Genomic DNA, 11563 nt, shown 5'->3' with positions numbered 1-11563 from the left:
ATGTTTTTATTAATACAAGAGGCTTCAATCAAGAGACGCCTTACAGAATTGAGAGAGAGAGAAAATAAAACCGCCCAAGGCCCCGGCTATTATCACAACCTGTAAAGATACCAACCCGTTGTGATTCCAGCCCCATACCGAAATTGGCGAGTTTTAACTGACTAACAGTGGTGAACAGGGTAGGTCACTTCGGTGACGTGGATTATACTATGCTATGCGTGTAATCCCTCCAAGCAATTGGGGGGATTTTCTTTGCCTAAAAGTCAGCCATTCGGGATAAAATGGCTTGCCAAACCTGCCTTACAAGGGGATGATCGATGGATGTCCAAACTGTTTTCATTAGCCTCTCATTATCAGCCCTCAGGCGATCAACCCCAAGCCATTGATTTATTAACGCAAGGGCTGAACGACGGGCTGCCCGCCCAAACGCTGTTGGGGGTTACCGGATCGGGCAAAACATTTACCATGGCCAATGTCATTCAGCAGGTTCAACGGCCCACCCTGGTGGTGTCCCACAATAAAACACTGGCCGCTCAACTTTATAACGAACTGCGAGAATTCTTCCCGGACAACGCCGTAGAGTACTTTATTAGCTATTACGATTACTATCAGCCAGAAGCCTACATTCCTCGTACCGATACCTATATTGAAAAGACAGCCAGCGTTAATGAAGAAATTGACCGGCTGCGACACTCAACCACCCGCAGCCTGTTTGAACGGCGAGATGCGATTGTGGTGGCCAGCGTCAGTTGTATTTACGGCCTGGGCTTGCCAGACAACTATTTTAAAGCCGCCATTCGCCTGAAAACGGGCGGCGAAATGGATCGCGATGACTTGCTGATGACCCTGATTCGCAACCAGTACCACCGGAATGATCTGGATTTAAAACGGGCGCATTTTCGGGCCAGAGGCGATATTATCGAAATTCATCCCGCCCACGAGGAAAAAATTATCCGGCTGGAGCTGTTTGGAGACGAAGTTGAGCGCATTAGCGTTGTGGACCCGGAAACCGGTGAAATTCTGGATATGCCGGAAGACGTGGTCATTTACCCCGCCATTCACTATGTGGCCAACCGGGACGATGTAGAGCGAGCCACCCGACAGATCCAGTTTGAGCTGGATGAGCGCTTACGAGAACTCTATGATATGGGCAAAATGCTGGAAGCCCAGCGGCTGGAACAGCGCACCATCCGGGATTTGGAAATGATTCGGGAAGTGGGCTACTGTAACGGCATTGAAAATTACAGCCGCATTTTTGAGGATCGCCCCCCCGGCACCCCGCCCAAAACCCTGCTGGATTACTTTCCCAAAGATTTTTTGCTGATCATCGATGAATCGCATGTGACCATTCCCCAGTTGCGTGGTATGTACCACGGGGACCGGGCTCGCAAGGAAACCCTGGTGGATTATGGCTTTCGCCTGCCTTGCGCCAAAGACAACCGCCCGCTGATGTTTGAAGAGTTCTGGGAGCGAGTGGGGCAGCGCATTTATGTTTCCGCCACTCCCGCCCAGTACGAACTCAACGAATCTCTTCAAATTGCCCACCAAATTATCCGGCCCACCGGCCTGCTGGATCCGGTGGTTGAAGTGCGCCCCACTCAAAATCAGGTGGATGATTTACTGGAAGAAATTCAGGCCCGAGTGGCACGCAATGAGCGGGTGCTGATTACCACCCTAACCAAGCGCATGGCCGAAGATTTAACCGAGTACTTTGAGACGCTGAGCGTGAAAGTGCGCTATCTGCATAGTGAAATCAAACCCATTGAGCGCATGGAAATTATTCGGGATTTACGGCTGGGCGATTTTGATGTGCTGGTTGGGGTGAACTTGCTGCGAGAAGGGCTGGATTTGCCGGAAGTAACGCTGGTGGTGATTATGGATGCTGACAAGGAAGGCTTCCTGCGCTCAGAATCCAGCTTGATCCAGACCATTGGCCGGGCCGCCCGAAACGCCGCTGGCATGGTAATTTTGTACGCCGACAATATCACCGAGAGTATGCGCAAGACCATGGATGAAACCTCTCGCCGTCGGGACATTCAAATGGCCTATAACCAAAAAAATGGCATTACCCCCAAAACCATTCAAAAAGATATTACTTACGGCTTGCTGGAAATTATCGGCAACATGGGTGGTGATGAAGAGGGTGGCAATGGGCGGGGGGCTAGCCGTAAGGGCAGTCGTAAAGCCAAAGCGGCCATTGAGGAAATAGCGCCCAAAGACTTACCCGCTTTAATTGAAGCGCTGGAAATAGAAATGAAGGCGGCCGCCCGTATGCTGGAATTTGAAAAAGCCGCCCAACTGCGAGATCAGATGATGGCCTTCAAAAAAGCCATGGAAAACCAGGGCGTTTCCTGAGCATTACGCGCCAGCGTGAGCAATACGGTATTGATGCCATGCCCATGTGCGTACAAAAAGGCTGGTACGGCTCAATAACAGTCAGTCGCCTCAAACAGAAGCGACTGACTGGACATGATTCAAACTGAGTGGCAAAAAGCGTTCTAAATTTTCTCGAATAACCACCAGGTGGAGTTATCCCAGGAAGGCTCTACCCGCTGCCACAGAAAACCGTAATCAACCAGTTTAACCTGGCCTTCATTGGCGTCCCAGAACTCGCCACCAAAATCCCGTTTGAACAATTTGCCCTCGTGGCCCCGGTAGCCCAATTCAACCGGAGAAGGATTATAGTATTCGTTAATTAAAATATATCGATTGGAAAGCTGGCACATTTTTTGATAAGCGGCGGTTAAATCATCGGGGTTCAGGTGAATCAGCACACCACAGGTATACACCAAATCAAAAAGCCGATTGGGATTAAACGTTTGAATAGAGCCTTGGACCCCTTCTAACCCCGCATGGCTTTTCAATTCTGCCAGCGCATTGGGATTCAATTCCAAACCGGTTAATTGGATTTCAGGGTTCAGCGAGTGAATGGCCAACAGGTTATGCCCTTTATTGGCTCCCAATTCACACACCGACTGAACGCCAGGTGCCAATTTTAAAATTTGGCCGAAAAACTTGGTTCTCTGTTCAGGTTGAACGGCATTGCGAACGGTATAGGTACTCCCGAATTCGCCCTCCCAAAACTGTTCCTGCTCGGACTTTATCCGTGTTGATTCTGCCATGGCTCTCTAAATCCTTACCCAACATTTATTCATTTCAATTGTGCCATAAACGACTGCAGGAAAAACCATCAGTCCCTTCCAGAGAAAAAAATATTTATGGTTCGCACTAAAACATACGTTAATACGTTAGGATTCACGCTCCACATGGGCCTTGGTGCTGAGCCGCCAACCGGCAATTAGAGCCGTTAAGGGAACCGTCAGCATTAAAGTTAAACCACCCGAAAAAGCAAACGCAATTATAGAGGCGGTACTTTCCAGATTCACAAACTGGGCAGTGGGGGTGCCTTCCATTTGCAACAAAAGGGGCATAAACAAACCCACAAACAAAAGCCCCAACGAGGAAATTAAAGGCCCCATCATGCGCCGCCCCCGCAGCATCACAATGTCAAAACGCTGCCAAAAGCTCAGCAACTCGCTATCCTTACGATTTTGAGCCAAAGTCCAGCACAGGTAAAACAAAAAACCCTGAAAGGCAAACAAAAGCCCCGCCATAAACAGCGTCCAGTAATCCATGTGCGGGGAACGATGCCAAAGCGAGGCCAATCCTTCGCTGGAATAACCATTCAAGGGGGTAATCTCACCCATCACCCACATAATAGCGGCCAGTATCAGCAACCCACCCAGCGTACTGAGGATGACCACCGACTGCTCCCGGCTAAACGCTTTACTGCCCGGTGTTTGATAAATAAAAGTACCTAGAATGGTAAACATCCCACACATCAGAAAAATCCAGTAGGGCCCGGTGGTGCCTGCCAACAAAGCCGGAAACAATGCCTTGTAGCAGCCGGTCAGCATCAGGGCGACCAAAACCGCATGCTTGGTCACTTCAGCACCCCCAAGCAGTACAATGGCCATGACCGTGATGGCCCCCAAAATCATCAATGCCGGGGTGCGGTTACGATTGGCCAGATAAAATTGCCACTGGGCGGTTTTTGCGTCTTTTTCGGCATGCAGCAACACTCTGGCTCCGGGCTTCAGGGGAATGTTATAAGCCGGATTCTCCCCCAGCACGTTTTCAACCTGAATCTGGTTGCTTTTCAGGTTCAGCGTTTTGGGATTGGTTTCCAGCCGAATGGTAACTGTTTGCAGCGTTTCAACGCCCTGAACAGGCTTGGAGAAAGGGCGCTCAGAGGCAGGCTGCCCCGATGGCTCCACCTTGATGACCACCCCGTAAAGCTCACCTTCCGTGGGCAGGCTTTTGGCTTCAGCAGGGTCGTCAGGGAGTGACACAGAGGGTGTGGCGGTGGTTGAAGCCTTTTTCTGAACAGGGGCAGGCGACAACTGAAGGGCTGAATAAGTGTCCTCGGCCAGTGCGTTGCCGTTGGTGGCTCCACCCAGCAGTCCCAATGCCATTAGCCCTGCCGCTACCATCCATAATTTCGCTTGATGGCGCTTGCCACTCTTAACCGTCACAGGTCCCTCGCTCTTCGTTATCGTGTAGCCCGTATCTCCAGACTCTCAATCCAGCTCAAGTTGTGCTTGTTCGGCCCAACCCATGGGCAAGCGGTATCCCAAATGCCGGTAAGCGTTCCCGGTGACAGTGCGCCCTCGCTGGGTACGGTTGATTAAACCGGCCTGCAGCAGATAAGGCTCATACACATCTTCCAGAGTGCGGGGATCCTCGCCCAATGAAGAGGCCAGCGTTTCCAGACCCACCGGGCCACCCGAAAAATTCTCAATCATCAGCTTCAGCAACTGCCGATCGGTGGGGTCTAACCCCAACGGATCAATCTCAAACAAATCCAGCGCCTGATTAGCGATGGTGGCGTTAATGACGGTTTCTCCCGCTTTTTTAACCGCCATAAAGTCCCGCACCCGGCGCAGCAAACGGTTGGCGATACGTGGGGTGCCTCGAGAGCGAATGGCAATGGTTAACGCGCCTTCCGCATCCGCTTCAATATTCAAAATTTTGGCAGAACGCAACACGATATCCGCCAATTCTGCGTGGCTGTAAAAGTTGAGCCGGTAAATCAACCCAAAGCGATCTCGCAGTGGCCCGGACAGGGAACCGGCTTTGGTGGTAGCCCCAATCAAGGTAAAGCGAGGCAGCGGCACCCGCAAAATTTTAGTGCCTTCGCCCTTGCCAATGGTGCGATCCAGGGCGAAATCTTCCATGGCCGGGTATAAAATTTCTTCCGCCACTTTGTTTAAGCGATGAATTTCATCGATAAACAAAACGCTGCCGGGCCTCATGCTCATTAAAATTCCCAAAATATCACGGGGACGCTCTAAAGCCGGAGCCGACGTAATATGAATCTCGGCGCTCATTTCCTGAGCAATCACCATAGCCAGCGTGGTTTTCCCCAAACCGGGCGGCCCGTAAAGCAACAGGTGATCCAGTGCTTCTTCCCTGCTTTTGGCGGCATCTAGCCCGATTTGAATACTACCCTTCAGCGCGGATTGTCCGATGTAATCGCCCAGGGTTTTGGGCCGAATGGTGTTTTCCAGCCGGTGATCGTAAGCCGTTTCTTTTTCCTTAAGTAAGCCAGCGCGTTCTTTAGCCACCGGCTTGGGTTGCAAGGCTTGGCGAACCGCTTCATCCACACTGGCAGCGGTTACTTTCCCGGCAGCCTTGGGGGGCTTATCGGGCGAGGAATTAGAGGAAAACTGGATAGTCACGTAAAGCTGCTCTCTGCGATTCAATCGGTGAAACATGGGCTGATCGCTTGGGATGTCCCTATTGTAGCACCGAGAAGTATAAAGCCCGAACAAGGCTCTCTTTAAGGATTCCCCTTCTTTATGAAGCGGTTTACAATGCCCGGCAATACGGTGGCCACCCGCTGCACATCAGCCGCCGTGTTATCTCGCCCCAATGAAAAACGCACCGTGGCCTTGGCAATGGCCTCGCTTTTGCCCAAGGCCTGAACCACTCGGGATGGTTCAATCACCGCGCTATGGCAAGCCGATCCACTGGAAACCGCAATACCCTTCAAATCCAGATGCAACACCAGCGCCTCGCCTTCCGCGGGCGGAAACGAAAAATGCACGTTCCCCGGCACTCGTTGGGTGAGATTTCGTGGCCCATTCAAAATAGCGTCAGGCACCGCCAATTCAACCGCTTGAATCAACTGCGCCTGTAAGTCCTGTAATCGAGGGGTTTCCACACTCAAGTTTTGCACACATCGTTCCAGCGCCTTGGCCATACCCACAATGCCCGCCAAATTCTCAGTGCCAGAGCGCACACTCAATTCCTGACCACCCCCCATCACCTGAGCCACCGGCAACGGGCAACCCTCGCGAACATACAAGGCCCCTATCCCCTTTGGCCCGTAAATTTTGTGGCCCGAAAAACTCAGATAATCCACCGGTAAGGCCGATAAAGTGAGAGGCAATTTGCCCACCGTTTGCACGGCGTCCACATGAAACAAAACGTTGTGAGCGCCCAACAAGGCCCCCAGTTTCTGGATATCCTGAACGGTTCCAATTTCGTTGTTGCCATGAATGATTGAAACCAGCGCCGTATCAGGACGCAAGGCGGCCAGTAACGACTCAGGGGACACAAAGCCCTCGGCATCCACAGGCAGCCAGGTGACCTCCCAACCTTGCGACTCCAGCCACTGGCAAGGGCTGGCAATGGCCGCATGCTCAATTTGGGTGGTAATCAAGTGACGTCCCTTGCTTTTTAAAACTGGCCCCAACCCCAATATGGCCAAATTATTGGCCTCTGTGGCCCCACTGGTAAAGTAAATTTCTCCCGGCTGGCAGCCCAAAGCGTTAGCAAGGGTTTGCCGAGACGCTTGCAGGGCCTGACGAGCCTCTCTACCCCAACGGTGTAAACTGGAGGGGTTGCCAAAACGCTCCTGCCAATAAGGCAGCATAGCCTCTAACACCAAAGGGTCCAGCGGGGTAGTGGCGGCGTGATCCATATAAACAGGTAGCTGGGGAGATAAGGTCATGCAGGGTGCAGGGCGGTTCTTACTGGCCTCAAAAGGCCGGATTGTGCTATGGTTTTTATTATAGGCAAATGGCAGGCTCACGCAAAGCCCCGGGGCCTTGAACGAGTGACAATATTGAGTGACGGCAGCCGTCTGGAAGGTTGGAACGTTCGGTTATGGAATCGGTTTTAATCGCCATTGGGGGCAATGCCCTCTACGATAAAAAAAGTGGAAATAACCTTTGCCCGCAAATGGTTCGCTCCGTTTGCCAAAAAATTGTGCAGGTTTATCAAAGCGGTTATCTACCGGTTATTACTTTTGGCAACGGGCCTCAGGTGGGTAATCTGCTGGATATGGCGGAAACCTCGGCCCGTTTGTTTGAAACACCGGTTACGCTGGACACTTGCGTATCCTGGACTCAGGGCGAAATTGGCTATTGGCTCACCCGTGAATTGACCAGACAATTGCTGGAAGCCGGGATTGAAAAGCCGGTTATGGCGGTAAATACGCTGGTGGAAGTCAACCCCGATGACGCAGCCTTCCAGAAGCCCAGCAAGCCGGTAGGCCGCTTTATTAACGCCGATGAGGCCCAGCGCCTGTATGATGAACGGGGCTGGATTGTCGGCCCGGACGCCAATCGGGGCTATCGCCGCATGGTTCCCTCTCCCAAGCCTTTGCGAATTTTAGAGGCAGCCCCCATTCGACACCTGATTGATCATGAATTTCTGGTGTTATGTTGCGGAGGCGGGGGCATTCCGGTGTACAAAAAAGATGGGGTGTTTCAAGGCATTGAAGCTGTCATTGACAAGGATTTCACCTCCTGCCTGCTGGCCAAAACCCTGAAAATTGAAAATTTGATTATTTGTACCGAGGTAGAAAACGTGTGTCTCAATTTCGGTCAACCCAATCAAAAAGCGCTATTGCGCCTTTCTTTGGCCGAAGCTGAACAGTATCAGGCGGAAGGGCATTTTGGGGCCGGTAGCATGGGGCCTAAAGTGGCGGCCATGATTGATTATGTGCGGCACGGTGGCAAACGGGCCTTTATCACCAGCCTGGAAAAAACGGTGGAAGCTTTGGCCGGACAAGCGGGTACTGAAATCCATGCGGGCAGCTAAGCCAGAAGCCATTGCTATTGGCCCACACCATTTGCCCAATAAGTGCCATTGAAACAGTCAGCAAAGGAATCAACTTTATGGAATTGCTACATAGCCTGATTTTAGGCATTGTGGAAGGGGTTACCGAGTTTTTGCCCATTTCTTCCACCGGGCATATGATTTTGACCAGCTACCTGCTGGGCATTAAAGGCGAAGTGGTCAACGCCTTTGAGGTGTTCATCCAGCTGGGGGCCATTTTGGCGGTAGTGGTGCTGTACCGGCACCGGTTTGTCTGCTTGCTCGATTTCAAGTCCAAACAAGGGTTCAGCGGCCTGCGAGGGCTGAGCATGCTGGCGGTGACTTCACTGCCCATTTTGGTATTGGGCAAACTCACTGAAAGCTTTATTAAAAGCCATTTGTTTAACCCGGTGACCGTATCCTGGGCGTTGGCCATTGGGGGTGTGGTGCTGTTGTTTATCGAGCGCTTCCGCTTTAGCGATTCGGTAGATTCCATTGATAAAATGGATTGGAAAAATGCCTTGAAAATCGGGTTATTTCAATGTTTGGCGCTTTGTCCGGGTGTTTCCCGGGCGGCCAGCACAATTATTGGGGGTATGTTTACCGGCTTGCAACGCACCGTGGCTGCGGAATACTCCTTTTTAGCGGCAGTACCCATTATGCTGATTGTTTGTCTAAAGGATTTGCTAGAAATCTGGCATCAACTCGGCCCCAACGATATTACCGCATTCGGCATTGGCTTTGGGGTTGCGTTTGTTTCGGCCTTATTGGCCGTAAAAACCTTTATTTTAATGCTGCAACGCTCATCCATGGCCCCCTTTGGCGTTTACAGAATTCTGGTGGCCATCCTGTTTTTCATCCTGATGCAAAACCGTCCCCTGTCCTAGTCAAGCGAGCCATCCTCTCAACCGATCCCAATGCTAAAATAAAGCAATGGAAACATTCTTTGTCTGGCTCATCCAAAGTTTTTTCCGGCCCGCTTTCTGGTTTCAGCCGTTGTTTTATGCTTTACACGGCTGGTTAGCCACAGAAATGGCCATCTGGATGCTGTTTCATCCTTACAAGGCCCAGTTTATACCCGGTACCGGGCTCCAAATCCCTTTCACCCCCGGCATTCTCCCCCGAGGGCGAACCCACCTGTTTGAAAGCATTGCCAGCACCGTAACCCGATCGCTTTTAAGCGAGTCGGACTTACACCAGCAGGCCGAAAAACTAATCACCCCCGCCAATCTGGTTCGGGGCATTGAAGCCTTGGTTGATTCCGTGGAGCGGGAAATGCGAAATACGGAGCAGATTCGCCGCATGTACCGCTATGGGGAAGAAGTGATTCCAGCGCTACTGAGCGGGTTTACCACCAGCCTGATTGATAAACTGGACAGCGATCAACAGGGCAAGCTGCACGACTGGCTTTGCCAATGCATCGGAAAAGGACTCAGCCAAGCCCACCTAAGCTACACCCAGTCTGAATTTATGACCGAGACATTGTTTGATACCCTGCTGACCCCTCATTGCCTCCGCAAAATTATGGCAGAAGGGCTGACGGAGGGTAATATTCTGGTGATTGAAAAAAGCCTGGCCCAGCAAATTGGAGGGGTCAAGGGGTTTCTGGTTCGCTTTATGGGCGTGGCGGAAATGCTGGGCGGTTTACGAGACTTTTCACAAACTCACCCTGAGGAAACCGAGGCCCAAATTACCGAAATTCTGGATCGGCTGGAAATTCGGGAACGGTTGGCCGAGCGTATTTCCCACTTCTCGTTCACGGATTTGCCCATTGAGACCCAACTGGCCGTAAAAACCTATATTGCCACTTTAAGCACCGAAATGTTAGCGGATAACCGGGTTGAAATCCGGGAAGCAATCGCCACCTGGAGCGGGGCTGCCAGCCGCTTGGTGATTAACCGACTGCTTCAAATCAACCTGAAGCAATGGCTCAATGAAAAGCGCCCCGATCTTAAAACAGAACTGGCCCGCTTTATGGATAAATACCTGCACCGGGAGCTGGAAGTGATGATTCGTGGCCTGCTTCCTGTTTTCAATATTGAACAAATGATTGTGGAAAAACTGAACCAGTTTTCAAACCAGCAACTGGAGCGTATGATTTATGGCATTTGCCAGCGAGAATTACGCTGGCTGGCTTTTTTAGGGGCCTTTTTGGGTTTTTGGCTGGGCCTGGTGTCCAACCTGATTAACCACTTCCTGTTGGCATAAAGCCCCCAGAGGCGTGATGGTTAGCCAATCAAACAAAGGCCGCTTAATCCGATGAAGACTCCTCAACCACAGCCTGCTCCTCAGCCTGCTGATCGCGTTCTGCCTGAGAAGCGGCAGGAACGCTCAAGCCCGGATTCATCAGCTTCATGTTCTCGACCATTTCGGTAATCCGCTCTCTGGAAGCGGGATTGGTGGTGAACTCTAAAGCCTGATTACAGTCCTCAATAGCCTCTTCATACAATTGCAAGCGGGAACGAGCGGCACAGGTGGCAATTTGAAAATTCACCTGTGTTTTCAAATCATCATCCGGAATATGCTGAAAACCCTTGTCCAGAACCGTCAAGGCCTCGTCATCCCGGTTAATGGCCGTCAGGCTGGTGGCCAAATCAAAATAGGTCTGATTGTTTTTGCGATCCCGCTCGAGAGCCTGATTAAAGTTAGTGATGGCGGAATGCTGCAAACGCTCGGCCTGTTTGGGGTCATCACTTTTTTGAGCCCGGTAGCTGAGCAAATAGCCTCGCAGGTGGTAGGTTTCCGCCAGTTCCGGGGCTAAAGATTCCACTTTGGCCAGCTCTCGGGTAGCGCTATCGGGATCGCCGGTATACAGGTAGAGCCACCCCAGATTCAAATGAAGGTTAGGATCTCTGGGAGCCTGATTGAGGGCCTGATTCAACTGTACAAAAGCGGCTTCAAAATCCCCTTGCTCAATCAGTTGCTTGGCTTTTCGAAGTTGAGGGCTTTCCTCATCGGTTTGAGTGGCTTGACAGCCGGTTAACAGAAACACACACAAACCCAGCCCCATTGCTAATTGGGCCGATTGTGTGAACATGTTGCGTAATGCGAGAAATTGCGTGGTCATTTTTAAAAGCACTATTGTAATTTTCTTATCACCGTACATAATAGGCTCCATATTACCTGAAGTGAAATAAAATCAAAAGGCGATAAAACGAATATGCCCCTGACTTCTGAACAGAAAAAAGATATCTCCAAAGAATACGCCGTCAGCGCCAATGATACCGGCAGCGCCCAGGTGCAGGTGGCTATGCTCACCAAGCGTATCAGCGAATTGACCGAGCATTTGAAAGAGAACAGAAAAGATTTCGCTTGCCAGCGTGGTCTGCAAATTCTGGTTGGTCGGCGTCGTCGCTACCTGAACTATTTTAAAAAGACTTCCACCCCCGAAGCTTACAAAGAGCTTATTACAAAACTGGGTATTCGGAAGTAAACAAGCCAGAAAAACGGGCCT

At 51.1% G+C, this 11563-nt stretch carries 10 protein-coding genes; 5 read left to right on the top strand and 5 right to left on the bottom strand.

All coding sequences use genetic code 11. The features are described from left to right. Positions 1-321: 321 nt before the first annotated feature. Entirely contained in the window at positions 322-2355 is a 2034-nt protein-coding gene (gene uvrB, locus ACEW81_RS13385; protein ID WP_373533499.1) for an excinuclease ABC subunit UvrB, read from the top strand. Positions 2356-2498: 143 nt separating this feature from the next. On the opposite strand, the gene ACEW81_RS13380 is transcribed toward uvrB, so the two are convergent. The 4 genes from ACEW81_RS13380 to ACEW81_RS13365 form a co-directional block, all read right to left on the bottom strand. Then, positions 2499-3122, bottom strand: a complete 624-nt coding sequence (locus ACEW81_RS13380; RefSeq protein WP_373533498.1) for a pseudaminic acid biosynthesis-associated methylase — start codon at positions 3120-3122, stop codon at positions 2499-2501. A gap of 126 nt (positions 3123-3248) precedes the next feature. After that, positions 3249-4535, bottom strand: a complete 1287-nt coding sequence (locus tag ACEW81_RS13375) for a YibE/F family protein (protein ID WP_373533497.1) — start codon at positions 4533-4535, stop codon at positions 3249-3251. A gap of 45 nt (positions 4536-4580) precedes the next feature. Then, positions 4581-5777 carry a Holliday junction branch migration DNA helicase RuvB gene (gene ruvB / locus ACEW81_RS13370; protein ID WP_373533496.1) on the bottom strand — a complete coding sequence of 399 codons (1197 nt, stop codon included), beginning with the start codon at positions 5775-5777 and terminating at the stop codon, positions 4581-4583. Positions 5778-5842: 65 nt separating this feature from the next. Next, entirely contained in the window at positions 5843-7099 is a 1257-nt protein-coding gene (locus ACEW81_RS13365) for a cysteine desulfurase family protein (protein WP_373533495.1), read from the bottom strand. Between the two features lie 74 nt (positions 7100-7173). Between ACEW81_RS13365 and ACEW81_RS13360 the strand changes: the two genes are divergently transcribed. The 3 genes from ACEW81_RS13360 (at position 7174) to ACEW81_RS13350 (ending at position 10317) form a co-directional block, all read left to right on the top strand. Next, positions 7174-8112 carry a carbamate kinase gene (locus tag ACEW81_RS13360; protein ID WP_373533494.1) on the top strand — a complete coding sequence of 313 codons (939 nt, stop codon included), beginning with the start codon at positions 7174-7176 and terminating at the stop codon, positions 8110-8112. Positions 8113-8189: 77 nt separating this feature from the next. Beyond that, positions 8190-8996 carry an undecaprenyl-diphosphate phosphatase gene (locus ACEW81_RS13355; protein ID WP_373533493.1) on the top strand — a complete coding sequence of 269 codons (807 nt, stop codon included), beginning with the start codon at positions 8190-8192 and terminating at the stop codon, positions 8994-8996. Between the two features lie 46 nt (positions 8997-9042). After that, complete coding sequence (locus ACEW81_RS13350) at positions 9043-10317, top strand: DUF445 family protein (RefSeq protein WP_373533492.1); 1275 nt, start codon at positions 9043-9045, stop codon at positions 10315-10317. Positions 10318-10360: 43 nt separating this feature from the next. Here ACEW81_RS13350 and ACEW81_RS13345 read toward each other — a convergent pair whose 3' ends face one another. Then, positions 10361-11176: a tetratricopeptide repeat protein gene (locus tag ACEW81_RS13345; RefSeq protein WP_373533491.1), complete on the bottom strand. Its 816-nt coding sequence runs from the start codon at positions 11174-11176 to the stop codon at positions 10361-10363. A 93-nt stretch (positions 11177-11269) separates the two neighbouring features. On the opposite strand from ACEW81_RS13345, the gene rpsO reads away from it, so the two are divergent. Continuing rightward, entirely contained in the window at positions 11270-11542 is a 273-nt protein-coding gene (gene rpsO, locus ACEW81_RS13340) for a 30S ribosomal protein S15 (RefSeq protein ID WP_373533490.1), read from the top strand. Positions 11543-11563: the final 21 nt, after the last annotated feature.

Source organism: Vampirovibrio sp., assembly GCF_041737375.1.
Lineage (GTDB): Bacteria > Cyanobacteriota > Vampirovibrionia > Vampirovibrionales > Vampirovibrionaceae > Vampirovibrio.
Note: the sequence above shows the minus strand (reverse complement) of the source record. Positions and strands in the feature narration are given on the sequence as shown.

What these genes read in the sequence shown, in the direction of transcription:
- ACEW81_RS13345 (WP_373533491.1), bottom strand. Translation starts at nt 11,176, where the DNA reads ATGACCACGCAATTTCTCGCATTACGCAACATGTTCACACAATCGGCC.
- uvrB (WP_373533499.1), top strand. Translation starts at nt 322, where the DNA reads ATGTCCAAACTGTTTTCATTAGCCTCTCATTATCAGCCCTCAGGCGAT.
- ACEW81_RS13355 (WP_373533493.1), top strand. Translation starts at nt 8,190, where the DNA reads ATGGAATTGCTACATAGCCTGATTTTAGGCATTGTGGAAGGGGTTACC.
- ACEW81_RS13350 (WP_373533492.1), top strand. Translation starts at nt 9,043, where the DNA reads ATGGAAACATTCTTTGTCTGGCTCATCCAAAGTTTTTTCCGGCCCGCT.
- rpsO (WP_373533490.1), top strand. Translation starts at nt 11,270, where the DNA reads ATGCCCCTGACTTCTGAACAGAAAAAAGATATCTCCAAAGAATACGCC.
- ACEW81_RS13360 (WP_373533494.1), top strand. Translation starts at nt 7,174, where the DNA reads ATGGAATCGGTTTTAATCGCCATTGGGGGCAATGCCCTCTACGATAAA.
- ACEW81_RS13380 (WP_373533498.1), bottom strand. Translation starts at nt 3,122, where the DNA reads ATGGCAGAATCAACACGGATAAAGTCCGAGCAGGAACAGTTTTGGGAG.
- ruvB (WP_373533496.1), bottom strand. Translation starts at nt 5,777, where the DNA reads ATGTTTCACCGATTGAATCGCAGAGAGCAGCTTTACGTGACTATCCAG.